General features: G+C 44.0%; 29 protein-coding genes. 12 read left to right on the top strand and 17 right to left on the bottom strand.

The features are described from left to right. Positions 1-10 precede the first annotated feature (10 nt). Together FTV25_RS04960 and FTV25_RS04955 are read left to right on the top strand one after the other, a co-directional pair. Complete coding sequence (locus tag FTV25_RS04960) at positions 11-403, top strand: hypothetical protein (protein WP_034169880.1); 393 nt, start codon at positions 11-13, stop codon at positions 401-403. Next, positions 396-782 (top strand): hypothetical protein, encoded by a 387-nt coding sequence (locus FTV25_RS04955; protein ID WP_180002392.1) that lies wholly within the window; start codon positions 396-398, stop codon positions 780-782. Before FTV25_RS04960 ends, FTV25_RS04955 begins: the two co-directional genes overlap by 8 nt. Positions 783-831: 49 nt before the next feature. Here the strand turns inward: FTV25_RS04955 and FTV25_RS04950 are convergent, their stop codons facing one another. Continuing rightward, complete coding sequence (locus FTV25_RS04950; RefSeq protein ID WP_166136276.1) at positions 832-1,377, bottom strand: CHAP domain-containing protein; 546 nt, start codon at positions 1,375-1,377, stop codon at positions 832-834. Between the two features lie 389 nt (positions 1,378-1,766). Between FTV25_RS04950 and FTV25_RS04945 the strand changes: the two genes are divergently transcribed. The 6 genes from FTV25_RS04945 (at position 1,767) to msrA (ending at position 6,144) form a co-directional block, all read left to right on the top strand. Then, positions 1,767-2,258 carry a lipocalin family protein gene (locus FTV25_RS04945; protein WP_180002393.1) on the top strand — a complete coding sequence of 164 codons (492 nt, stop codon included), beginning with the start codon at positions 1,767-1,769 and terminating at the stop codon, positions 2,256-2,258. A gap of 171 nt (positions 2,259-2,429) precedes the next feature. Continuing rightward, positions 2,430-3,272 (top strand): thymidylate synthase, encoded by an 843-nt coding sequence (gene thyA / locus FTV25_RS04940; protein WP_034169878.1) that lies wholly within the window; start codon positions 2,430-2,432, stop codon positions 3,270-3,272. 98 nt (positions 3,273-3,370) lie between these two features. Next, the gene (gene dfrA40, locus FTV25_RS04935) at positions 3,371-3,883 is read left to right on the top strand and encodes a trimethoprim-resistant dihydrofolate reductase DfrA40 (RefSeq protein ID WP_180002394.1); all 513 of its coding nucleotides are present in this window, start codon (positions 3,371-3,373) and stop codon (positions 3,881-3,883) included. Between the two features lie 26 nt (positions 3,884-3,909). Beyond that, the gene (locus FTV25_RS04930; RefSeq protein WP_166136267.1) at positions 3,910-4,956 is read left to right on the top strand and encodes a DUF4105 domain-containing protein; all 1,047 of its coding nucleotides are present in this window, start codon (positions 3,910-3,912) and stop codon (positions 4,954-4,956) included. Between the two features lie 103 nt (positions 4,957-5,059). Continuing rightward, complete coding sequence (locus FTV25_RS04925; RefSeq protein WP_180002395.1) at positions 5,060-5,521, top strand: META domain-containing protein; 462 nt, start codon at positions 5,060-5,062, stop codon at positions 5,519-5,521. Between the two features lie 98 nt (positions 5,522-5,619). Further along, a complete protein-coding gene (gene msrA, locus FTV25_RS04920; RefSeq protein WP_004781907.1) occupies positions 5,620-6,144 on the top strand; it encodes a peptide-methionine (S)-S-oxide reductase MsrA in 525 nt (174 codons plus the stop codon). A gap of 88 nt (positions 6,145-6,232) precedes the next feature. On the opposite strand, the gene FTV25_RS04915 is transcribed toward msrA, so the two are convergent. The 5 genes from FTV25_RS04915 to FTV25_RS04895 all read right to left on the bottom strand — a co-directional run bounded on the left by FTV25_RS04915 (position 6,233) and on the right by FTV25_RS04895 (position 9,904). Continuing rightward, complete coding sequence (locus FTV25_RS04915; protein ID WP_004781905.1) at positions 6,233-6,637, bottom strand: biopolymer transporter ExbD; 405 nt, start codon at positions 6,635-6,637, stop codon at positions 6,233-6,235. Further along, positions 6,637-7,260: a MotA/TolQ/ExbB proton channel family protein gene (locus FTV25_RS04910; protein ID WP_034702346.1), complete on the bottom strand. Its 624-nt coding sequence runs from the start codon at positions 7,258-7,260 to the stop codon at positions 6,637-6,639. The genes FTV25_RS04915 and FTV25_RS04910 overlap by 1 nt, the downstream gene beginning before the upstream one ends. 25 nt (positions 7,261-7,285) lie before the next feature. Beyond that, positions 7,286-8,062: a hypothetical protein gene (locus tag FTV25_RS04905; protein WP_004781901.1), complete on the bottom strand. Its 777-nt coding sequence runs from the start codon at positions 8,060-8,062 to the stop codon at positions 7,286-7,288. 194 nt (positions 8,063-8,256) lie between these two features. Beyond that, entirely contained in the window at positions 8,257-9,123 is an 867-nt protein-coding gene (gene purU, locus FTV25_RS04900; protein ID WP_005232297.1) for a formyltetrahydrofolate deformylase, read from the bottom strand. 61 nt (positions 9,124-9,184) lie between these two features. Further along, a complete protein-coding gene (locus FTV25_RS04895) occupies positions 9,185-9,904 on the bottom strand; it encodes a TetR/AcrR family transcriptional regulator (RefSeq protein WP_034580311.1) in 720 nt (239 codons plus the stop codon). Positions 9,905-10,018: 114 nt separating this feature from the next. Between FTV25_RS04895 and FTV25_RS04890 the strand changes: the two genes are divergently transcribed. From FTV25_RS04890 to FTV25_RS04875, 4 genes are all read left to right on the top strand, one after another. Continuing rightward, positions 10,019-11,467 (top strand): coniferyl aldehyde dehydrogenase, encoded by a 1,449-nt coding sequence (locus FTV25_RS04890; protein ID WP_004781896.1) that lies wholly within the window; start codon positions 10,019-10,021, stop codon positions 11,465-11,467. A gap of 165 nt (positions 11,468-11,632) precedes the next feature. Further along, entirely contained in the window at positions 11,633-11,869 is a 237-nt protein-coding gene (gene rpmB / locus FTV25_RS04885) for a 50S ribosomal protein L28 (protein WP_000048256.1), read from the top strand. Positions 11,870-11,885: 16 nt separating this feature from the next. Next, a complete protein-coding gene (rpmG, locus tag FTV25_RS04880) occupies positions 11,886-12,041 on the top strand; it encodes a 50S ribosomal protein L33 (RefSeq protein ID WP_001205031.1) in 156 nt (51 codons plus the stop codon). 153 nt (positions 12,042-12,194) lie between these two features. Then, positions 12,195-13,922: a cation:proton antiporter gene (locus tag FTV25_RS04875; RefSeq protein ID WP_159123619.1), complete on the top strand. Its 1,728-nt coding sequence runs from the start codon at positions 12,195-12,197 to the stop codon at positions 13,920-13,922. Between the two features lie 201 nt (positions 13,923-14,123). Here FTV25_RS04875 and FTV25_RS04870 read toward each other — a convergent pair whose 3' ends face one another. The 11 genes from FTV25_RS04870 to FTV25_RS04820 all read right to left on the bottom strand — a co-directional run bounded on the left by FTV25_RS04870 (position 14,124) and on the right by FTV25_RS04820 (position 24,820). Continuing rightward, a complete protein-coding gene (locus FTV25_RS04870; RefSeq protein ID WP_004781893.1) occupies positions 14,124-14,402 on the bottom strand; it encodes a hypothetical protein in 279 nt (92 codons plus the stop codon). A gap of 104 nt (positions 14,403-14,506) precedes the next feature. Then, positions 14,507-15,010 carry a DUF6586 family protein gene (locus tag FTV25_RS04865; RefSeq protein WP_159123620.1) on the bottom strand — a complete coding sequence of 168 codons (504 nt, stop codon included), beginning with the start codon at positions 15,008-15,010 and terminating at the stop codon, positions 14,507-14,509. Between the two features lie 209 nt (positions 15,011-15,219). Beyond that, a complete protein-coding gene (locus FTV25_RS04860) occupies positions 15,220-15,471 on the bottom strand; it encodes an RNA-binding protein (RefSeq protein WP_004781890.1) in 252 nt (83 codons plus the stop codon). A gap of 83 nt (positions 15,472-15,554) precedes the next feature. Then, positions 15,555-17,543 carry an ATP-dependent helicase gene (locus FTV25_RS04855; RefSeq protein ID WP_180002396.1) on the bottom strand — a complete coding sequence of 663 codons (1,989 nt, stop codon included), beginning with the start codon at positions 17,541-17,543 and terminating at the stop codon, positions 15,555-15,557. Between the two features lie 289 nt (positions 17,544-17,832). Further along, entirely contained in the window at positions 17,833-18,975 is a 1,143-nt protein-coding gene (locus FTV25_RS04850; RefSeq protein ID WP_180002397.1) for a glycerate kinase, read from the bottom strand. 123 nt (positions 18,976-19,098) lie between these two features. Continuing rightward, positions 19,099-19,671 carry an HdeD family acid-resistance protein gene (locus FTV25_RS04845; protein WP_180002398.1) on the bottom strand — a complete coding sequence of 191 codons (573 nt, stop codon included), beginning with the start codon at positions 19,669-19,671 and terminating at the stop codon, positions 19,099-19,101. A gap of 125 nt (positions 19,672-19,796) precedes the next feature. Beyond that, positions 19,797-20,555 (bottom strand): hypothetical protein, encoded by a 759-nt coding sequence (locus FTV25_RS04840; RefSeq protein WP_180002399.1) that lies wholly within the window; start codon positions 20,553-20,555, stop codon positions 19,797-19,799. Positions 20,556-20,587: 32 nt separating this feature from the next. After that, positions 20,588-20,785, bottom strand: a complete 198-nt coding sequence (locus FTV25_RS04835) for a hypothetical protein (RefSeq protein ID WP_004781881.1) — start codon at positions 20,783-20,785, stop codon at positions 20,588-20,590. A gap of 124 nt (positions 20,786-20,909) precedes the next feature. Next, positions 20,910-23,552: a type I DNA topoisomerase gene (gene topA, locus FTV25_RS04830; protein ID WP_005232311.1), complete on the bottom strand. Its 2,643-nt coding sequence runs from the start codon at positions 23,550-23,552 to the stop codon at positions 20,910-20,912. Positions 23,553-23,583: 31 nt separating this feature from the next. After that, a complete protein-coding gene (locus FTV25_RS04825) occupies positions 23,584-24,033 on the bottom strand; it encodes an ammonium transporter (protein WP_004781877.1) in 450 nt (149 codons plus the stop codon). 112 nt (positions 24,034-24,145) lie between these two features. Beyond that, on the bottom strand, positions 24,146-24,820 hold the full coding sequence (locus FTV25_RS04820; RefSeq protein WP_180002400.1) for a hypothetical protein: 675 nt from the start codon (positions 24,818-24,820) through the stop codon (positions 24,146-24,148). Positions 24,821-24,964: the final 144 nt, after the last annotated feature.

The raw sequence follows: 24,964 nt of genomic DNA, 5'->3' as shown, positions 1-24,964 counted from the left end.
CTACATCATCATGCTTGAATTCTGGTTTAATCCGCAGGTGTCGCTCCTGAAAAAACTGCTGTTCTTTGTTGTGATTGCTGCAATTGCCGTAGGTCTGTACTGGATGGAACCTTTGCCTTTAGATGCCATCCTGATGTTTGCTGGTACTGGAATTATTTTCCTGATTTGTCGTTACTGCAAAATTCATTTCGCAGCAAAAAATCCGACTGGCCTGTTCTATCGTGTCCTGACCTGGATTCCGATTGCCTTATTAATCAGCCTGATTTTTATGAACATGAAACAGGGTGAAATTCTGCTGCCCGGCGCTCAGGGAATTGCCTTTATGGCTTTGACAATCTGCCTGTTTTCGCCTCTGTCTTTGCTTAATCAGAACAAGTCTGATTCAGGTTCACCACATGCTTGAGTTCTGGTACTCCGAACGCTGCAACCGTCAGCTCAAGCTCATCATTATTATTGCGGTATGTATCGTAATTTACATAGCATCGACTGTAGCGAAACTGGGCCCGATATTTGTTGGAATCAGTCTGGCGATTGGAATGCTGATACACGTCTTGCATGAATTCAGATTAAAGCTTTCTCCTGAAAATCCTTATGCAGAAGGTTTTCGTGCTTTAACGATGGCGATTCCGATTGTGGCAGTAATTAGCCTGATCGGTTATTTACCCAAAACAGGTGAGATCGGGGAAACTGTAGCGCTAGGTCTACAATGCTTGGGCTTTGTGGCGATTGGACTGTTTATGGTGTCGATTTATAATAAACGTGCGAAACGCTTCGAAGATTGAACCATTTCGCGACTTTCATTTTTAAGTTCTGAAATTTTCAGCGTCTGATTTAAAGATATGAATCTAGACGGTAATACGTATATTTCACATCGGAATTACGATAGACCGCATAGCCATTCTGTTTAAAATCAGAAACCCAGGCCGAACCAGAATATGCTGCAATATGACCATACTGATGCTGTGAAGTCCGGTCGATAATGTAGATATCACCTTTTTTCGGACGGTCAAAAGACAGGTTGATTTTTCGATAGCCTAATTGCTGGAGGGTATTGCCCCAGTCAGCTGCGGCAACAGGATGATTCACAATTTTTGCGCCTGAAGACTGCAAACCGACGCGAATACTGCGTGCACATTTCTGTGTACTAGTACTGCGGGTAATACCTTGCAGGTAGCTGGTGAATTTTTCAATATCGAAACGCTGGCCGTTCATTGCACTAAAAGTCTTGCGAGATTCAGAGCTTTTGTTACGAGCTGACACAGAGGTATAGCGCTGAGGCTGACGTTTGGAATTTTGTCCCGATTGGGAACGAATTATGACGTTCGCTTGAACAGGAGCATGCACTTCGCTCATATTCACTTGATGATCATAAATCATATTGGACCAAGTACTCCTCGCCTGTAAGTTTGGCTTTCAAATCTTCAACACGCGGTGAATACTAGACGGTTAAATGTTACTTTTCACGTTAAAAATGTAAATATATTTTTCCGCATTTGTTTAATTTTACTTAACTTGTTATTTCTTTTATATTTATAAAATTTACAATTTTCACAAAAAAGTTATAAATTCACCACTTTTCAAATTTATTACCGATCCTGCTCAGACTATTTCTAAATCAATATTTGAATGCCTTTATGACTAAATCTGTAATTTTACCCACGATAATAAAGTCAACATTTCACTACAGGATTACATCATTCTGGCTAGCAACTCTCGTATTAGACTGATTTAGTAAATTTAAATTGAGATGATGAGGAAGAAAAAATATGAGTCATGATGTAAAGACTATTTCAAATTTCAATTTAGAACAATATTTAGGGATCTGGTACGAAATTGCCCGTCTGCCCATGAAACACCAACCTGAAGACAGTACTGATATTTCCGCAGTCTATAGCCTGAATGAAAATGGCACAGTCCGCGTTCAGAACCGTTGTCTGGATGGTGCGGGCAAACTGGATGAATCTATTGGGGAAGCCACCATTGTGGATGCTGAGCATGGGAAACTGGAAGTCAGTTTCTTGCCTGAAGGTTTGCGCTGGGTACCTTTTACCAAAGGGGATTACTGGATTCTCAAACTGGATGACAAGTATGAAACTGCATTGGTCGGTGAGCCCAATATGAAATATCTATGGCTCCTGCATCGTAAGCCGACATTGGATGAAGCAACCAAACAAGAATATCTAGCTTATGCTGAATCTCTGGGTTATGACCTGTCCGATCTGATCCATACAGTACATACCGGTAAGCCAACAGCTTAAAAAAAGATGATAAAAAAGCATCCATCATGGGTGCTTTTTTATGCCCTTTTCTCTCGTGTTTAATCCTTTTCACTGCTATGCGGAAGTGCTCAAAAAAATGTTATGATGAGCGCAATTTTAAATTGCCCAATTCAAAGAAAAGCAATTTTCAACAGATTTTAAGAGAGACCTATGCGCCAATATCTTGACCTTTTACAACATATCCTCGACAACGGCGGCGATAAAGGCGACCGTACCGGCACAGGTACACGCTCGGTATTTGGTCATCAGATGCGCTTTGATCTTTCCAAGGGCTTCCCTTTACTTACTACTAAAAAAGTTCATTTCCGTTCGATCGTGATTGAACTGCTGTGGTTCCTGAAAGGCGATACCCATGTAAAGTATCTTCAGGACAACAAAGTGACCATCTGGGATGAATGGGCAACTGCGGAACAGACCGCGCGTTTTGGTCGTCCAGAAGGTGAACTCGGTCCAGTCTACGGCCATCAATGGCGTAATTTTGGTGCCACTCAAAATGCGGATGGCAGCTATAATCAGGATGGTTTTGACCAGATCAAATGGCTGATCAATGAGATCAAGACTAATCCGAATTCACGCCGTCTGATTGTATCGGGCTGGAATCCGAATGAAGCGAGTCAGGTGGCTTTACCGCCTTGCCATACCTTGTTCCAGTTCTTTGTACATAATGGCAAATTGTCTTGCCAGCTTTATCAACGTAGTGCTGACGTTTTTCTTGGCGTTCCATTTAATATTGCCAGCTATGCTCTATTGACTCATATGATTGCGCAAGTATGTGATCTGGATGTAGGTGATTTTGTCTGGACGGGTGGTGATACGCATTTATATGCCAATCATTTTGAACAGGCTAAACTTCAACTCAGTCGTGAGCCTTTAGGCCTGTGCCAGTTAAAACTGAATCCTGAAGTTAAAGACCTGTTTGATTTTAAATTTGAAGATATTGAAATTGTCGGTTATGAATCGCATCCAGGAATCAAGGCACCCGTTGCAGTTTAATTTCGGTTAAACCTCGGAAAATATTCAAATCCCACTTTGCTTAAAGTGGGATTTTGCATTTTAATAGCAATAATTTTTATCTGTTTTTGAGTATGGGTATGGCATTTCAGGATTTAGAAGTCGTTCATGTCGTGGCAATGGATCAGCAGCGCTGTATTGGTAAGGACAATGACTTGCCTTGGCATATCTCAGCAGATCTCAAGCACTTTAAGGAAATCACTCAAGGTGGTGTGATTGTGATGGGCCGTAAAACGCTTGAATCAATGGGCCGTGCGCTGCCTAAACGTGTGAACTGGGTGATTACCCGTGATCCTGACTGGTCTTTTAAAGGCGTCAAAGTCGCGCATACGATTGAAGATGCCCTGACTCAAGCCGTAGCCGATGTGCAGGCTTCAGAAAAACCGAATGCTATTTTTATTATTGGCGGTGGTGAAATCTTTAAACAGACTCTGGAGATCGCTGATTGTCTGGAACTGACCCATGTTGAACTGGATGTGCAAGGTCACGCCTACTATCCGGAAATTCCGGCCCAGTTCAAAAAAGTTGCATCAGAACAACATATCGATGACAAAACCGGTATTGCATTTGAGTTCGCAACATACAGAAAATAAAGCCTATTTTCTATAAAAGATTGAACATGCAAGGACAAGACCATTCAGAAAAGCATTGGAGCCTGTGGTTATTAGGGAGTCTGTTTAGTGTATTTGTCCTGTGTTCAAGTCTTTGGCTGAGCCTGATGCTCTGGGTGCAACAACCCTTGGGTAAAATTGGCAGCATCATTCTGATCGGTCTCTGGCTTCTATTTGCCTGTGTGGTCTTGGGCATTTATTTCACCAAGCATCTGATTTCCCGCCAGGTGGATACAGTGCTTTATCTGCTAGCCTTTCTGGTCAGCTTACTGGCTTATTTAAGCATAGAACCTCGTCAGGATCGTGACTGGAATCCTGAAGTTTCCCGACTGCTCTCCTATGAGCAGCAAGGCAATCAAGTCACCTTGCACAATATCCGTAATTTTGACTGGCAAGCAGAGGGGCAATATACCGAACGCTGGGAAAGCCGGAGTTTTGATCTAAACGACATTACCGGGGTAAACATTATTACCTCTTACTGGATGGGACCTAAAATTGCCCATACGCTGGTCAGTTTTGATTTTGCCAATCAGAAACCGCTCGCCTTCTCGATCGAAATTCGCAAAGAAAAGGATGAGAAATTTTCTGCTATTGGTGGCTTCTTCCGAAAATATGAACTGAGTTTGGTCGCCTCAGATGAGAAAGATATTGTATATACGCGTAGCAATATTCGTGGTGAGCAGGTTTACTTTTTTCCGGTCAAAATGCCGCAAGCAGAAGCTCAGGCCCTATTTAAAGAATATCTGCGTAAGGCTGATGAACTGGCCAAAGAACCTAAATGGTATAACACCTTGAGCAGTAACTGCACGACGCTGGTCTTTGATATGGCTCAGGCAGTATCTCAACAACAGCTTCCTTCAGATTACCGTCTGCTGGCTTCTGGATATTTACCCGATTATCTATATGATTTAAAAGCGCTAGATCAGCGCTGGGATATACAAACCTGGTATCAGCGTGCACACGTTAATCCACGGGTTAAAGATATCGGTCAGATCTCCAGTCAGGAGTATTCACAACGCCTGCGTCAAGGCCTACCTGAGCCGAGTTCCAGATAATTTTCTAAGCTATCCAACTTAAAGAAAGATACAAAATCAACTGGCATATATTGCATTTTTTTGTTTATATACAAATAGCTAACTCAGAATTAGAGTCTCTCTCATGCTAAAAAAATTAACAGCAATCATGATTTTAGGTTCAGTCTTTGCTATGTCAGGTTGTGAAACCGTACCGAGTACCTCATCAGTCAAAACTGAAAATAATTTACAGCTCCTGCAAAATCGCACCTGGATTGTGAACCAGATTGGTAATACCGAAATTACTACAGCACCGACAGCACGCAATATTCCAAGTCTGCAATTCGATGCAGCGACTCAACGCGTGTCTGGCGCAGATGGCTGTAACCGTATAATGGGCAGCTACACTGCCGGCAAAGACACCCTTAACTTAAGCCAGATGGCGAGTACCGAAATGGCTTGTCTGGATAATGCAGGTCTGGATCAGAAATTTAAGGAGACACTGAGCAAAGTGACTCATTATCAGGTCTATGGTAAAACCCTGAAATTAATGGACCGTCATGGCAATTTACTCATTCAGTTAGAAAGTGCAGTACAGCCTCACTAAGTTTTGACTACAAAAAACCTGTGTCGTGCAGGCTTTATATCTTTCATACTCATATGAACATTCAATAATCAGCACTCTACAATGATGAGGACTTAACCATGCAACAAGCACTATTTGGTGGTGGATGCTTTTGGTGTACCGAAGCAGTATTTTTACAGCTTCAGGGCGTACAGAAGGTCGTCAGCGGCTATGCGGGTGGACAAAATCCTAATCCGACCTATGAGCAAGTCTGCGGCGGTGATACCAATCATGCCGAAGTGATCCTGATCGATTTCGATGAAAATCAGATTACGTATAGTCAGTTGCTCGAAGTCTTTTTCGCAACCCATGATCCAACGACATTAAACCGTCAGGGCAATGATGTCGGCACGCAGTATCGTTCTGTGATTTATTATTTTAATGATGAGCAGAAAGAAACTGCACAGCTCACAATAGACTCATTGAAAGCTGAAGGATTGAATATTGTGACTGAACTTAGCCCTGCACCGACTTTCTACCCTGCTGAAGAATATCACCAGAATTTCTTTGCCAAGAATCCGAATCAGGGCTACTGTAATTTCGCGATTCCGCCCAAGCTGAACAAATTACAACATAAGTTTATGACGCTGCTTAAAACCCATTAAACTGGTTCTGCTGAATTGAATGCCCTCTTAAATTAAGGCAATAAAAAAGCGACTGATCTCAGTCGCTTTTTTATTTGAGAGCAAAAAATTAATTATCGGTTGCAAAGGCAATATCGCTGAGTCCGGCTCCACTCGCGCGTGACATCACTTGAGCAACGGTGTCATAACGTGATTCTTTATCTGCTTTCAATACGATGGTCGGTTGACGCTGTGCCTGGCTCGCCTCATTGAAACGGGTTTCAAGTTGATCCAGGGTCAGTACATCACCATTCCACGCTACATCACCTTTGGCATTGATGCTGATGGTGACATTTTCAGGTGGCAGGTCAATAATTTCTGCAGTGGTTTGCGGCAAGGTTAATGGAATTGATGGGTTCGCAACGGTCGCTGTCACCAGAAAGATGATCATCAATACCAACATAATGTCGATCAGGGGAATGAGATTCATCTCATTCATGCCTGTATCGTTGTCTTCACCCAATTGAAAAGCCATTAAGCTTGACCTCCAACTAAACTGTCTTGTGTTACTTTCGCATCAGCCTTCTTTGCAGAAGAGTCCTGCTGCAACATGGTATCAATCAATAAGCTATGCGCATGGTCTTGCAGTTCATTGCTTAAAGTACGGTTGACACGTACACAGATGTTATATGCAAGTACTGCAGGAATCGCCACAGCCAGACCCAGACCGGTCATGATCAGCGCTTCACCCACTGGAGTGGCTACTTGTGCCAGACCTGCCTGACCACTCTTACCCACGGCAACCAGTGCGTGGAAGATCCCCCATACTGTACCGAACAGACCGACAAAGGGTGAAATTGAAGCGATGGTACCCAAGACAGATACACCTTTTTCCGCATTACCTTTTTCTAATGCGATCTGACGCAATAAAGCCTGCTCAGCTACAGCTTTACGTTGTTCAAATGCCAAAGGAGTCATTTTATTTTTCAATTGTCCTAATGCTTTAGATAATTGAGCATAGGCAATCTGTTTAAGTTGGCGAGTGCCCATTAAACGCAGCACAAAAATGGTCCATGTCGCAATCGACATTGCCAATAACACGAAATACAGTGTTTTACTGACTGCATCAGCGTGTTGCCAATAAACTGAAAAGTTCATATTCGAACTCCTAATGGGTTAGCCGTTATTTGGTAATCTGAAAATCGAAAGGCTGTTCCACACGGGTTGGATAAGCCACACCATTTTCAACATATTTGGTCAGTTGTGCACGACGTACCGCTGATTCAACTTTGCGCGTAACGGCCGGGCTACAACTCGAATTTCGTGCGGTCGCAGAGACCACTTTCCCCTGCTCATTTGCAGATACATCCACCACTAGCGAACAGGCTGATTTTAACTCTCCTGCCGAGAGCGACACTTTTGGTGCACGCTGCCAAGATACGCCGCCGCCAATTGCAACACTTTTCGGTGCTGGCGGTGCAGGTGGAGTCGGCGGTGCGACAGGTGCGGGTGGCGCAACCGGCACAGGTGCAGGTGCCATTTTTTTAGTTTCAGTCACGACCGCAGGAACCACTGGACTTGGTGCCGGTTTGGCTTCAACTGGCGGTGCAGTAACAGGTTTAGGCGTTTCTGCTTTTTTCACCTGCTCAATTTTTTCTACTTTTTTGGGTGGCGGTGGCAGCGGTTTTTCTACAATTTTAACTTCTTTCGGCTTTGGTGGCTCTTGTTTAGGCTCTGGCGGCTTTGGCTTCGGTGGTAAAGGTTTTGGGGCTTCCTGAAGTTTGACGAAACGAACCTTTAAAGGTTCTTTATCGACCTGTTTCAGTTCAGGTGCTTCCATCTGGCTGACTGCCCATAAGAGACCCACGTGTCCAACTAGAACCGCAGCCAGAATAGAAACGACTTTCTTTTTCATCTGATTTGACGGTGGTGGTGTCATGGGAGCAGCAACTTGACTCATTAAATCTATTTACCTCGAAGAGATGATGCGAAACAAACTATCAAGCTCATCGGTTAGCACAATTAAAGTACGCCAATAATAAATGAGAAGTGTTTTCATTTGCAACTACTAATCCCACTTTTCTCCATTATTTTTGTTTCAAACAAAAAAAGGCATACTTAAAGTATGCCTTTTTTAAACCGAGATGCAAGCGCTTATTGGAACACGACAGTTTTATTGCCGTCGACAATCACACGGTCTTCCAGATGCCATCTCACTGCACGTGCCAGCACATTACGTTCAACATCCTGACCCAATTCACGCAGCTGTTCAACAGTAAAGTCATGGTTCACACGCTCTACATCCTGCTCGATGATTGGACCCTGATCCAGATCAGCTGTCACATAGTGTGCAGTTGCACCGATCAGTTTTACACCTTTGTCATAAGCCTGTTTGTAAGGATTAGCACCCACGAACGCTGGCAGGAATGAATGGTGAATATTGATCACTTTCATTTCCCATTTACTTACGAACTCTTCATCGAGAATCTGCATATAACGGGCTAATACCAGCAGATCGTTGCCCTGCATCAGTTCATCAATCTGTGCATAGGCTTCACGTTTGTTCTCTTTGGTCACAGGAACCACTTCAAACGGAATACCAAAGTTTTCTACTGATTCACGTAGAGTTTCGTGGTTAGATACCACTTTAGTGATTTCACATGGCAGACCGCCGCGTGCATGACGCCATAACAGCTCTAGCAACGCATGGTCGACTTTAGAAACCAGAATACCGACCTTTTTCACATCACTGACCAGTGCCAGACGCCAGTGCATGCCATAGCGCTCTGCAACATTGGCAGCAAAAGTCTGCAACAGGCTTTCTTTACGGCTTTGCAGATTGTCCAGTTCAAACTCAACACGCATGAAGTAACGTCCGCCCTGCGCTGCTGTCGCGTATTGATCAAGCGCCGTAATGTTGGCACCCTGATGATACAAGAAGCTTGAAACAGCCTGCACGATGCCTGGCTTGTCTTCACAAGTAATCAATAAACGTGCGGTATTAGCAGTCGTCATATTCATGTTGGTTAAGGTCACTAATTAGTTAAATTAAAAAAATAAGCCGAGTATTCTAACGCGTTTCTTAGATATTCTGAATAGTTTGTTCAGATTCAGGCGGTTTAGGCGACGACAGACTGGCAAACAGCTCTGAGGAACCGAACGAGTTAAGTAAGCTTTCATACGTCTGACGGCTTTCACCACGCAGATAAGCACCTTCCAGGAACACCATCTGACGCAGTGCTTGCCAGACCCATTTTTCTTCCAGAGTGTTGGAATCGGTAATATGTCCCGACATATACAGGAAGTTGGTCCAGTTGGTCAGTACGATCCAGAGGTTAATAATCAGCGCTTCAATTTCTGAATCGGTCATTTCCATCAGGCCGGCATTTACGAAGGCTTTATAAATTTTTTGTCCCTGCTGCATGACCTGTCCGGCAAAACGCGGATAAAGCTTGCGGAAATCTTCGTTATTTTCGACCAGATGGTATACGTCACGGTGCAGAAAACGATAAGCCCAAAGCTGACTGCTCAGTACCTGAAAATAATGAATCTTGTCATTGGCATCCAGAGCACGGTCTTCCGGAAGTGCCAGCATTTCCAGCGTCTGATGCTGATACTGCTCCATCAGTTCCTTGATAATTTCATTTTTATTACGGAAGTGATAATACAGATTACCCGGACTCATGCCGAGTTCAGCAGCAATATGGTTGGTGGTTACAGATCGTTCGCCACGTTCATTAAACAACTGCAAGCTGAGCTGTAAGATACGCTCTTTGGTTTTTAACGTTTTGGTTTGGGACATCCTAAAATAACCATTCAGTTCATGCATTAGTAGACTAACACACAAAGTAACTTGACTAATTAGAGTATTTGCTCTAAAAATTAATTAATCGATTTTGAATAATGGTAGTGCGGCATGAACAGTCACACAAAAACAACTTCAATGACACCACATTTTCTTGATAGCCAGCACCTCAATGAAATTCTGGCTCAACAAAAATACGCCTACTTACGCTACCCACTGCCGACTGCAAAGGAACGTATCGATCGTTTAGCTCGGCTTAAGCGTATCTTAGTTAAGTATCAAGATCAATTTGCCGATGCAATTAATCAAGACTATGGTAACCGCTCTATCGGGGAAACCAAAATTGGCGAGTTACTGACTTGTCTTGAACATATTAAATATTACAGCAAAAACCTGACCGGCTGGATGAAACCGTCCAAGCGTCATGTCGGTATTATTCACCAGCCGGCAAAAGCCTGGGTACAGTATCAACCTCTAGGCGTGATCGGCATCATCGCACCGTGGAACTACCCTTTATTATTATCCATTGGTCCTCTGATCTGTGCGTTAGCTGCGGGCAACCATGCCATGATCAAAATTTCCAGTTCATCGGCTGCTTTTGGCAAGGTACTGGAAAAAGCCTTAGCTGAAGCCTTTCCTAAAGAACTGGTTGCCGTGGTGAATGGTGGCGGTACGGTATCTGATGCCTTCTGCCGACTGGCTTTTGACAAGATGATTTTTACCGGCTCAACGGCTGTCGGTAAAACCGTGATGGCAGCAGCTGCGGAAAATCTGGTACCTGTGATTCTGGAACTGGGTGGCAAATCCCCTGTACTAGTGCATCCATCCATTGACCTGCGTGATGTAGCTCAGCGTATTGCCGTGGGCAAGCTCTGGAATGCGGGCCAAACCTGCGTGGCACCGGATTATATGTTCCTGCCGCGTGGCAAAACTGCCGAGTTTATCGATCATTTTAAAGCCTGTGTCGAAAGCATGTATCCGGACATCAGCCATAATCAGGATTACACCTCGATTATCAATGACAAGCAGTACAATCGTTTGCAAGGTTATCTGGATGATGCCCGTGAGCAAGGCGCGCAGATTATTGAAATCAATCCACGTAATGAATCGCCAGCAGACCTGCGTAAAATTGCACCGACCATCGTGACCAATGTTATGCCAAGCATGCAGATCATGCAGCATGAAATCTTTGGGCCGCTCCTGCCGATCATGGAATATGATCAAATTGACGACGTTATCGACTTTATTAATAGCCGTCCGCGTCCACTTGCATTATACTATTTCGACTTTGATCAGGCGCGTGCTGATTATGTCGCACAGCGTACCCATTCAGGGCATTTCGGGCAAAACACTGTATTAACCCATGTCGCACAGGATGACCTGCCATTTGGTGGTGTCGGTGCTTCCGGTATGGGTAAATATCATGGGCCAGAAGGCTTCTTCAGTTTGTCGCATGAACGGTCTGTAATGTCGAATCCTAAGCTGTATAGCTTGAAATACATTCTGCCTCCGTTTAATAAGCCGATCCATAAGCTGATTTCGAAGACACTTCTTCGATAAATGATCAAGGCATGAGCTATCACACGGGCTCATGCTTCGTTTTAGACAAAATCGCTTGTCTTTTAAGCGCATTTTTGATATAAAACGCCCCTTGAATGAATTCAATCCGTTTATTTTTGACTGGCCATACAGATTTGCTGTTGGCTAAATCAATGGAGTTACACCATGTCTAAGGTTTGCCAAGTTACCGGCAAGCGTCCAGTCGTTGGTAACAACGTCTCACACGCCAACAACAAAACTAAGCGCCGGTTCGAGCCGAACCTGCACCACCACCGTTTCTGGTTAGAAAGCGAAAAACGTTTTGTACGTCTTCGTTTAACCACTAAAGGTATGCGTATTATCGACAAATTGGGCATTGAAAAGGTTGTTGCTGACCTTCGTGCTCAAGGTCAAAAGATCTAAGTAAGGAGTCAGGACAATGCGTGATAAGATTCGCTTAGTTTCTTCAGCTGGTACAGGTTATTTCTATACCACTACTAAGAACAAACGTACTATGCCGGAAAAAATGGAAATCAAAAAATTTGATCCAAAAATCCGTCAACACGTAATCTTCAAAGAAGCTAAAATCAAATAATTTTAGTTTTTTGAAAAAAGCGACCTTCCCGGTCGTTTTTTTTTGCATTTTTTTTATGCGGCTTGATAAACTTTCTGTTTCTTCTGGCATTTTCTGTGCTTATTTCCCATAAAAAACTGAAATTTCATAAAATTTATTTTAAAGGAGTGTTTAGTGCCACATGACGTAGAGCTCATTATCCTGTTAGCTGTCGGTTTTGGCTTGGCCTTGGTTTTTGGCTATATCGCTGCACGTCTACGCCTTCCCCCACTGATTGGTTATCTGGTTGCCGGGATTCTGATTAGCCCGAACACCCCAGGCGTGGTTGGAGATGTGCATCTGGCGAACCAGCTGGCCGAACTTGGCGTCATGTTCCTGATGTTTGGTGTCGGGATGCACTTTTCTCTGAATGACCTGATGCAGGTCAGGCGTATTGCCTTGCCGGGTGCAGTCTTGCAGATTGCAGTCGCGACACTGCTCGGGGTCGGGGTCTCCATGCTCTGGGGCTGGAATTTTGGCTCTGCCTTGATCTTTGGTTTAAGCCTGTCTTGTGCCAGTACTGTTGTACTTCTCAAAGCCCTGGGTGATCGTGGCCTGCTCGAATCCATTAACGGGAAAATTGCAGTCGGCTGGCTTCTAGTTGAAGATCTGGTTATGGTGCTGGCACTGGTATTATTACCCGCAACTGCAGTACTGCTCGGTGGTCAGGCTCTGGAAGGCAGTAGTAGCGATCAGAATGTCTGGATCACCTTAGGCATTACCTTGCTCAAAGTAGCCGGCTTTATTGCTTTCATGCTGATTATTGGTAAACGTTTAGTGCCAATGATCATGCAGGTGGTGGCACGTTTAGGCTCACGTGAGCTATTTACCTTAACCGTCGTAGCTGCAGCCGTATCGATTGCCTTTGGGGCTTATAAGGTCTTTGGCGTATCCATGGCACTCGGTGCGTTCTTTGCCGGGATGGTAGTGAAAGAGTCTGACTTCAGCCACCGTGCCGAAGAAGAAACCTTACCGCTGCGTGAAATCTTCTCGATTCTGTTCTTTGTGTCCGTCGGTATGCTGTTTGATCCGCGTATCCTGATGGATCAGCCACTTCATGTGTTGGCGGTGCTCGGTATTATCATGATTGGTAAAACCATCGCAGCGATGGCACTGGTGCTGTTCTTCCGCTACCCAATCAATACGGCACTCACCGTCGGTGCATCTCTGGCACAAATCGGTGAATTCTCTTTTATTCTGGCCGCACTTGGTGTATCGCTAAATCTATTGTCACTCGATGGACAAAACCTGATTCTAGCGGGTGCCCTGATTTCGATTACCCTGAACTCGTTTATTTTCTCAGCAGTAGAACCGGTACAAAAATGGATCCGCGAACGTTCGTCTCTGGCGCGCTTATTGGAGCGTAGTGGTGATCCGCTTGCCATGCTACCGGATGAGGTCTCGCAGGACTATCTGCGTGATCAGGTGGTGATTGTGGGTCATGGTGAAGTCGGTCGTCGAATTACTTTATCTCTAATGGAGCAAGATATTAAGGTAGTCATTGCCGAAGAAAACCGTGAGATCGTAGAGAACTTGCGTAAAAAAGGCATTGCGGCAGTTTCTGGTGTCGCAACCGAACCTGGTGTGCTGATTCAAGCTCATATTCAGCATGCACGTCTGCTGGTGATCTCACCGATGGATATTATCGATATCCACAAAATCGTGGATATTGCCAAGACCCTAAACCCTGCTATTCAGATCCTGCTGTGTGCAGAAAGCAAAGAAGAAGCTGAAGTCATTCGCCGTGATAATATTGGCGAGGTGTACTATGCCAAAGAGGAGATGGCGAGAAATATGAGCAATCATATTTTGAACCAGATCGAGATTGCGCATAACCATCCGCCTACGCATTATTCAGGCTGATTTCTTAAAGAAGTTGTCAAAATTGGCAACTTCTTTTTTATTGATTGGACTGGAATTTATCACATCGGCAAACCATAAAATTTCAGATTACTTTTCTGTTTAATAGACTTAATTTTTTCTCTTATTCTCTATTTTTTTCATTTTATAAACACAAAAAAAGCACACTTCAAGTGTGCTTTCCTGCTCGCCAGGGTAGGCAATTTAACTCATATATTTGGGCTCTTCATCCACAACTTCAGCTTGCCATTCATTGACCTGCTGTTCCAGCAAACCATATAAAGCAGCCTGAATCATGTGTTGTGCAATCACAGGCGTTTGATCACCCAACAGGGCTTTCACCTCGTCATTAAACTGAATCATGACTAATGGCTGTTTTTTTGAGCCCGCATTTCGTAATGCCAACGCGCCACCTTCAAGTTGAACGAGTTCCAAAATCGCGTCTTGATTACCAAATAAATCTTTCAACTGTTCTATAGACATATATCCTCCATGTTCAACATGGTGGCAAAGAGCGATTGCACTTTGCATCATTAGAGTAATTGATATAGGGTTAATAATCGCAATTTCAAGTACAGCTGATCAGATTAAAATTCAACCATCTCATTACGAAAACCATCAATAAGCTGCGTCAGGTCACGATGCCATTCTCGTAATATAGCAGTATCAGGTAACCAGGCTTGTGGTGTCTGTGTGACTTTAATGATGAGATTTGAAGAAGTTTCATCTTCGGGTTGTGGCGAACTTGGCTCTGGCGCATATTGGCAGAGACGGTAAGCACGTTTCAGTTCAGCAAGAAAACCATCTTTGGATAAATGCTGTAATACGGTCACTTCAGGTGATACCTGCCCCTTAGCCGCCATAAGCTCTTCAATCGATTTCAGCGTCGGGCTCAGGTCATTCAGACGGTAATAGCGTACCAGTTCCTGCAAAAAGGCCAGCAGCGCCCCATGCAGATGGAATACGGCAGCTTCACGATGAGCTTGTGCCTGCTGCACATGATCAGTCTGTTCAGCCTGCTGACAGGCCATACGGGCGAAATAAAGTTTTTGATTGGTACGGTCCGCATGATAGCGAGCAACTCGTGTCATCGAGATTTCCTAAGCATTAAAACAAATTTTGGCTCTTATAAAGTAAAACGTCCGCTCGCATTACGCAATGCAAGATTGTCTACGCTGTCGATCTATTCTGCATGATCTTGATACTTCAGACTGCTGATATTAACCCTTCAGTAAAAATCTAGGCCTTTTTAAAGGCAAAAAAAAGAGCATCATACATGCTCTTTTTTATCAGCTGTTATTTAAGCCTGTGGCTTTTCTTCAGCTTGCTTCACACGAATCCCCTGACCATGCAGGCGCAGTGTATTTAAACCTTTAATCGCTTTAACAGCTTCACGGCCATGTGGCATTTCTACAAAGGCAAAACCTTTAGACTTGCCTGTTTCTGCATCCATGACCAGCGTACAAGACTCAACAGTACCATATTGCTGAAACAGGGTCAGCAATTCAGCTTCTGTTACAGTGCGCGCCAAGTTACGAACTAAAATTTTCATCGGATAACCTTAAGAAGATAGGCAAAAATAATCAAAAAGCACGTGCCTACTCTACTTTTTGCGTCAAACCCAGAAGAGATAGTTTAATCGAGATCAATCCCAAAATCTAAATTAATCGACTGGCGCTCAATTAAAGCACTTTTCACAGTCTGTTGACGGGTTTTGTAATGGGTTTCTGTGATACATAAATTCCGGGTCAAATCATTGAGAAAATAGCTTTCAATTTTACGCCCCTGCTCATCCACCGTTTCACGCGCCCAGTGATTCAGGTTTTGCTTGGTCAGAATCAGTTCATTCTGTGCACGAGTCAACGCCACATACAATACCCGCCGCTCTTCCTCGACATCATCAAAATCCCCTTGCGCCCGTGCATGCGGATATTGTCCCGGAGTGACATTGGCTACATAACAGACTTTCTGTTCCGTACCCTTGGCCGAGTGAATGGTAATGAGGGTCACCACATCCGTATCCGACTGGCGTTCAATTTCGGAAATAGAGACCGGATCGAGCACATACTCTTCCAGAAACTCACTCACTTGAGCATGCTTGGAAGCCAGCTGTTTTACCAATTCAAAATCTCCCTGACGGCGATTCCAGTCTTTTTTATAGTTCTCGGCCAATTGTGCTTCAATGGCTTGGACTGCCAGACCAACACAGGCCTGTACTTCGGTTTTGAGTACCGCCATTTGCTTCATAATCAGAATGGTTTCCAGTGGAATCTTGCCAAATTTTTTTAGCTTGTCGGCAATGATATCCATCTCTGGCTCAGCTAAAAGCTGCTGAGACAGCTTACTCGCCCCGACATCACCCACACCATTCCATAAGGTCAAAAAGCGCATCCAGGCAATATCATCCAGAGGATTCGCCACCACACGCAACAGGCTGAGCAGATCTTTCACATGCGCAGTTTCTAACAGTTTCATCCCGCCGATGAATCGATACGGAACATTGGCCGCGATACAAGCTGCTTCAATATGTCGCGCTGCATAACTGGAACGTACCAGCACCATGTGATCGGACCATTTGCTGCCTTGCAAGTAATGCCGCTCTTTTATATCAATCGCGATCCATTTCGCTTCATCAAACTCATTCGGGAAAATATGCATCTTTGGCTTGATGCCTTCACCGCGATGCGCATCCAGACGCTTGTCATATTTGATTTCAGACTGATCCAGCAGCCAGTTAGATAGATCCAGAATTTCCTGAGTTGAGCGGTAATTTTTTTCTAGTTTAAAAATTTTTGCATCCGGTACCCGTTCCTTGAAATGGTGAATATTTTCAAAATCAGCACCACGGAAACCATAAATCGACTGTGCATCATCGCCAACACAAAACAGACTGATCTGATCTTTTAGCGGTTCCAGCAATGCCCATTGCAATGGATTAGTATCCTGCATTTCATCCACCAGCATATGCCGACAAATTGAGGACACATATTCCACTAGCCCTTCAGACTGTGCCAAAGCAGTCGCCACCACAGCGAGGATATCATCATAATCCAGAAAGCTACGCGCACACTTACGCGCTTCATATTCCTTCATAATGTCGGCAATCTGGTCTTTGAGTGCCAGATATTCTGGCATCTGCTTTTCCAAAGCCAGACTCAGTTTCTGCCGGGTATTCCGCGCAAAGGAATATAAATCACAGAGTTCCTGTGGCTTCGGCAAGTAATTTGGATTTTTCTTGTCATCACGCCCACGAATCAGGCGGAACATCATCAGCTGATCATCACGGTCAATAATTGAAAACTGTTCCAGTCCAAAAGCCTTTGGAATCCGGCGCAGCAGATACATACAGAAGGTATGAAACGTTGATGCACGTAAGCCTTTGGCCTGTTCACCGAGTGCCAGTTCCACCCGTGCCACGATTTCACTCGCCGCACGACGTGTAAAGGTCAGAATCTGAATTTGATTCGCTGGTACGCCTTGATCAATCAGATAAGCTGCACGTGCCACGATAGTTTTGGTCTTGCCACAGCCTGCCCCAGCCAAAACCAAACTGTGCTTTGCTTCTGTTGTCGCAGCTTGCTTTTGTTGCGGATTTAATTCATCTATCAGGGAGGCTAAACTCATGGTCACTCATCAATTTGTGGATAGGTGTAGTTTAACAGATCACTCTTATTATAGCTTTGAGCTGCTCTGGAACAGGGCGAACTTTTATTCTTAATGAGCTATAGGGTTGACGGCATGGATGCCTTCCGCTGGATTGATGTATAGGGATATACCCTAAATCCAGCAAAGGATTTTTGTTACCTTACAAACTCAAAATATATTTTGAGGCTTCTCATCCCTGAAAAGTAAAATCTGCTTACGCGTTTATATTTGTCTTTTTATAAAGCTTTTGCGGCAATGACCATCTTACTCAAACACCCTGTTCCTTAATATTTTGAACAGTTTGAACAACCGCTTTTTCCAGATTGATTTCTGCATTCTTTAAGGCTTCTTCCAATAAATAATCTGGTGGATTAATCCCGACAATCTGACTAAAACCAACCTGATACAGTGACTCAATCCCCTCACCGACCAAACCTGCAAACGCAATTACCGGTTTATTTAATTGCTGGGCGACCTGAGCCACACCAAATGGTGTTTTTCCTAAAGCAGTCTGATGATCAATCTTGCCCTCGCCAGTGAAAACATAATCTACATTCGCAATTTTTTGTGCCAGTTTATTCTGTTCCATAATTAACGCTACACCGGATTGCAGCTTTGCTCCTGCAAACGCCATCAGCCCAAAACCTAACCCACCGGCTGCACCAGCACCTGGAATGTTTCTTTTAGAAATACCTAAACCTGCTTCAACCAGATCAGCAAAATGACTTAGATTTCGATCCAGTTGTTGCACCATTTCCGATGTTGCACCTTTCTGCGGCCCAAAGATCGCTGAAGCACCATTCGACCCACAGAGCGGATTATTCACATCTGAAGCGATCAAGATTTCCGTATTGTTTAAACGAGCATCGAGTTGGGAAAAATCAATTTGATCAATCTGATCCAGATTACCACCACAGACCTGAATTGATTCTCCCGCAGTATTTAAGAATCGGGTTCCCAAAGCCTGAGCCATACCGGCACCACCGTCATTGGTAACACTACCACCGAGCCCAATAATGATTTTCTTTACGCCAAGATCTAGCGCCTGTTTGATCATTTCCCCTGTGCCATAAGTCGAGGTCAACATGGGATTACGCCGAGTAGCTTCGAGCAGATGAATGCCATTGGCCTTGGCCATTTCAATCACTACGGTCTGACCTGCATTAACCAATCCAAAATAAGTTCCGATCGACTGACTGGCTAATGGCCCTGTAACTCGGCACGTTACTCGTTCACCCTTTAGACTTGAGATTAATGCATCTACAGTTCCCTCACCACCATCTGCCATGGGTACAGTAATACAATTTGCGTCAGGAAAGACCTGCAAAATACCACGCTGCATCGCCTGACAGGCCTGCTCAGCAGTCATACTTTCCTTAAAAGAATCTGGCGCTAGAACAAAGGTTTTCATGAATATGATCGGCCGCGTGATAGGTTTTATACTAATTTGAAGTGCATACCCATCTTACAGGCAAAGCTGAACATGCCAATAAAAAAGAGCGCTGATTCGCACTCTTTTTTATACTGATCTTACTTAAAGATCTGCGGAGCTTTTTGGCACACGATGTTTGATATAGGAAGCCAAAGTCAAATAGTTAATCCCTTGGAACAAAAGATCGATTGCCAGAAAAGCGCCCAGAACCCAGAACGGTGCATTCGGTGACAATAGAATCAGGATACCTGTAGCTAAAGTTAAAATCCCGGAAAATAAAGTCCAGCCCCAGCCACGGAATGCTTTAAAGATAAAAGCATTGAAGATGCGAATTATTCCCGCCACAAGCAAAGCAATCGCAAGCAGATTGGTCAGTACAATCGCAGTTTTCGCTGGCGTGCTAAAGGCATAATAGCCCGCAATAAAATAGATAATACCGAATAGCAGCCAGAGCCAGCGAAATGCCCCATCGAAGATTTTAATCCCGGCGATCAGATGAACCACTCCACCTATCATCATCAGGACACCAAACAGGAATACGATGGATAAGGTGGCAAAAGGCAGCGACGTTAACAGTACGATTCCAAATAACACTAATAAGGCACCCAGGCCTAAATACCATTTACGGTTTTCATGCAATTGATGCCGAACAAGATCATTTCCAACAGTCTTCATATTCTTCTCAAGTCATTGGCTATGACTTTGATTATGCTCTTAAATCATGGAGAAATTTGTTAGAAATTCACTGAGTTTATCTATAAAAATAGTAAGTTATGCCGGTTTATTTAGCACTTTGTTAATTATTTTTTCCAGCCAAGTTCAATCGCCGTGATTTCATTAATCAGGGTCTGATTTAAAGATTCCGGCATTTTACTGGTACTTTGCGATACCGGAATGTGCCCTGCCATCAGCTCAGCTTTGGTTTGGGGAAATAAAGGCTGCTGATTGGGATTGGCATAACCCACTGGGTATATCGGCTGGCCTGTGGCGAGATCATATTTATCTGAAGCGCCAAAGGCATGCAGTAATTCATGCACTAGGACAATCTTATTCTGGTCAGACTGTCTGCTTGAAGCAAATAGATTGACTGAACCGATTCGGCCTTTTTGCAGAGCCGTTGAATGTTTTAATTGCTGGGTGTGTGTAGGATCATAATAATTTAAAAAGAGAGTAACATTCGATGAAGGATCTGAACCTTGCTGCTGTTGCCAGGCATAGAAACGGAATTTCAGACTCCATAAAATATTGCCAAGTAAGGAGGCCTGCTCCGGCACTTTAGGCGGCAATTCTTTAAGTTCACGCCCCAGATTAAAATAAAAATAAGTGGGCTGTCCACGGTACTGCTGGGCCGCTTTTTCCAGATATTCTTGTGTTCCTTTTAGATCCTGAGCAGACAATTGCTGGATATATTGCTGTGTGGTCGCCAATCCATCTGCATTGATCGGATGCAACAGAACAAAGATTGGTTTGTTCCAGTCCTGATTCTGATCTCGATAAGCATTTACTGCCACCACAAACAAAATCATCAATAAAATCAGGATTCGGATCTTTTTCCACATATGAACACGCCAATAGAGAGTTAATTTAAATTTTATTTTTGTTTCGTTTTTTGATCTTCAGAGCGCAGATATAAAACACAGCTCAAACTAACCAGTGACATAATAATCACCAGAATCATCAGCATTCCCCGGTCCATAGGAATACCCATTTCATTAATCTTTTTAAGCATGAAATAGAGGATAGATCCTAATCCGATACTTAAGAACAGGAATTTATCTAGCCAAGTCATGCATGATTCCTATTTTAATCTTTTATTATTTAACGCCTAGAATATCCTAGAACTGTGTTGATCAAAAATACTTAGTCATAAAAAAATGCCGACTTTCGTCAGCATTTTCTTGATGTCTTATAGCTTAGGCCTCAACCCATTTGCCATCCTGATAGACCAGCGACCATTTGGTTTGCTTGCCTTCAGGGGTTTCCGAACCAATATATTGAGACTGGTTCTTACGGCTGAATTTCACCAAGGTTGGATTTCCTTCAGGATCCACATCTGGTGCCTGCAAAATAAACTGATATTTTGGATCTAGCTGATCCGCTACAGTACGCAGTTCTGCAACCTTCGGTGCGCGAGTTTCACGGACTTTCGGGAACTTGCTCGCGGCCAGGAACAGACCGGCGGCACCATCACGCAGAACAAAGAAATCATCATGCTTGGTTGAACGTAAGTGTTCCATCTTGATCGGATCAACACGCGGAGGCGCAGGTTGACCATTCTTCAAGACTTTACGGGTATTCTCACAGCTGGTACAGGCAAAATATGGACCAAAACGGCCAGTTTTCAGCTGCATTTCACCATCACATTTATCACATGGAATGGTTGGGCCATCATAACCCTTAATCTTGAATTCGCCTTCTTCCAGCTCATAACCTGTACAGTCCGGGTTATTACCACAGATATGCAGTTTACGGCCGCCATCAATCACATAGCTGTCCATTGCAGTGCCACAGACTGGACAACGTTTTTTCGACATCAGGTCAGCAGTTTCTGCTGCATCATCATCAGACAGTGCTGCCAGAGATTCAACCGGAGTCAGGTTCAATGTACCTTTACAACGTTCTTTCGGTGGCAAGTTATAACCCGAACAGCCCAGGAATACACCCGTTGTTCCGGTACGGATCTGCATCGGACGGTCACATTCTTTACAGTGTACAGCTTCAACTTCTACAGGCTGATTGCGGCGCATGCCGTTTTCACCCTGAGCATTGGTCAGACGTTTTTTGAAGTCACCATAGAAGCTATCTAACAGATCTTTCCAGTTGCGTTCACCATCTGCCACTTTATCCAGCTGACCTTCAAGGTCTGCAGTAAAGTCATAATTCATCAGGTTGTTGAAACTTTCGTCCAGACGGTCGGTGACGATCTCACCCATCTTCTCAGCAAAGAGACGACGGTTCTCCAGTTTTACGTAACCACGATCCTGAATGGTCGAGATAATGGCAGCATAAGTCGAAGGACGACCAATACCTTTTTTCTCAAGCTCTTTTACCAATGATGCTTCAGTAAAACGTGCCGGTGGTTTGGTAAAATGTTGAGATGGATCTAGTTTTTCCAGCTTCAGCACTTCACCAACTTTCACAGCAGGCAACAGTACATCATCATCAGATTTGTTCTGGCCACGAACTTTGGTGAAACCATCAAATACCAGAGTACGACCTTTGGCTTTCAGTTCAACACCATTCGCATCCACTAAAATAGTCGATGATAAATATTCTGCTGGTGTCATCTGACAAGCTACAAATTGACGCCAGATCAGGTCATACAGACGCTGTGCATCACGTTCCACTCCAGCCAGACTATCGCCTTTCAATGCCACATTGGATGGACGAATGGCCTCATGGGCTTCCTGCGCACCAGCTTTATTACCATAACGGTTCGGCTTGGCTGGCAGATATTTCTCGCCATATTCAGACTCGATATGACCACGCACCATATTGACTGCATCATCACTCAGGAAGGTGGAGTCAGTACGCATATAGGTAATGAAACCAGCTTCATATAGGCGCTGTGCCAGCATCATGGTTTTCTTTACCGAGAAACCTAGACGGGTACTTGCGGCCTGTTGCAAGGTAGACGTGATATACGGCGCACTTGGATTCACCTTGGTCGGCTTATCTTCACGGCTAATAACTTTATATTCAGCGTCTTTAATCAGATTCAGTAAAGCATCTGTTTCAGCTTTATTATGCAGCTTTAAAGTCTTGCCATTTTGCTTGACCGCTTCCAGACGAATATCATCTTTCTTGGATTTGGTATCTGCAAAAACCTGCCAGTATTCTTCAGGAATGAACTTACGAATTTCACGTTCGCGTTCCACGACCAGCTTTACAGCGACAGACTGTACACGCCCCGCAGACAGACCACGGGCAATTTTTTCCCATAGCAGTGGCGAAATCATGAAGCCGACGACACGATCCAGGAAACGGCGTGCCTGCTGGGCATTGACCTTATTGGTATCTAGACGTGAGGGCTGTTTAAACGCTTCCTGAATGGCATTTTTGGTAATTTCGTTAAAGACCACACGTTGATAGCGTGAATCATCGCCGCCGATCACTTCTTTTAAATGCCAGGCAATCGCTTCCCCTTCACGGTCCAAATCCGTTGCGAGATACACTTCATCGACTTGCGATGCCAGTTTTTTCAGTTCAGCGACTACGCCTTCCTTGCCCGGAAGGACTTCATATTTGGCTTTCCAGTCATGTTCTGGATCGACACCCATCCGGTTAATCAACGCCTGCTGTGATTTTTCCGCTTTTTCTGCTTCAGTCAGCTTGGTTCGGGTCACCGGTTTTTTCTCTGCAGTTTTCGCAGAGCCGCCCGTCGGCAAGTCACGCACATGACCCACCGAGGATTTCACGATGTAGTTTGAACCGAGATACTTGTTGATTGTTTTCGCTTTTGCAGGCGACTCCACAATCACCAAGGCACGTTTACTTCCAGCGTCGGAAGACTTCGCCGTGCTGCTTTTTGATGTGGACCGAGGAGCGTTCGCCATATTAACCGTTTAATCCTGTTTATTTCTAAAATTAAAGTTCAGCCAAAGAATGTAATAGTGCCTTGATGTCATCAAGTTGTGTGGCTCTAAGATCAGATTCTTCATCCCAATAGAGTCCTACACAGTTTGCCTGCATATCAATAGCATAAATGCCCTTTAATGCAATGGGAAAATCTTTAAATTTGTCATCCCCATGCACCAGTTCAAGTTTGTTATCAACCACGCGGGCACGCATCAGCGGTAAACGGGCATCTGGAAGCAGCACACTGTAATAGGCCACCATACTGGCACGACTTTCAGTCGCCTTGGGAATATTGGTCCAGTCCGGCGCAACCACCAGACGTGGATGTAAGCCCATCTTGCGGGCTTTATCACGCATGAGTCCTAATGCCTTTTCTCTAGGACTCACACGCAGACCAAAAATAGACCCCAGTACGAAAACGATGATGACAACTGCCACCCAGATTCCGGTATTTTCCATAGTTCAACCTTTATGTTCTTATATTAGATTTGCATAAGCCCGCTATAAAAGGCAAGCACCGCTTGCGAAATACTATTTTATTCTCTGTACTTATTACTTTTACGTCTTTGTTTTAAGATAAGATTTCAGTGTTTGGCTGATTGATGATATGCGGTTGGATCGCCATTGGAATCAGGCAGGACTCATCCAGATTAGCCCAAGCCTGTATGAGCTGGCCGTTATAAATCAGCTTGCTATTGTCCTGTTTGAGAATATCCTGCTTCTTTAAAACCTGAATGAAATCTTGCGCTGCTTGCTGGTGCTCTAAGCCTAAGATTGAGCGTACTGAATTTAATAAACTTGCAGTTTTGGCCGGACGGCTACTTTCACTCTTCGCCAGATAATCACTATAGATTTTGACCCGCTGTAAATGAGGCTTTAACTGAATATCAGCAATACTCGGTAAAGTAATCGCTATGGGTTTCGATTGTTTGAGTACTTCCAGTTTTAACAGTTCGTGCATCCGATTTAGCTCATAACTTACTTTTTGATCCTGAATCTGAATCAGCTGATAATTTTTTAACTGGCCAATGACCTGCTTGATAGTGGCAGAAGTTCCTTTTAGCCAGGACTTTAAGGCATTGTTTCGAGAGTTAAATTGTTTGGGCTGATTTTTTACTAATAGTTTAACCGCAGCGAAAAGCAGCTTGAATTCAGCTTTTTCTGGATGAATGTGCTCTAAAGATAATTTAGTGGAACATGTGGACTGAATTTCTTTTTTCTTCTGTTGTGCCTGAAACCCCATCACTTTGAGTAAATCGACAATAGATCTCTTTCATAAATCAAAAAACGATCTTCTTTTTGGTTAATATTTGCACTCCGGATTTCTTAGCATTCGTGCATAATCTGCGGATGAAATACATCGATTCAAACAAGCTTTCTGATCCTCAGT

It is taken from the genome of Acinetobacter sp. YH12249, assembly GCF_013417475.1.
Taxonomy (GTDB): domain Bacteria; phylum Pseudomonadota; class Gammaproteobacteria; order Pseudomonadales; family Moraxellaceae; genus Acinetobacter.
Note: the sequence above shows the minus strand (reverse complement) of the source record. Positions and strands in the feature narration are given on the sequence as shown.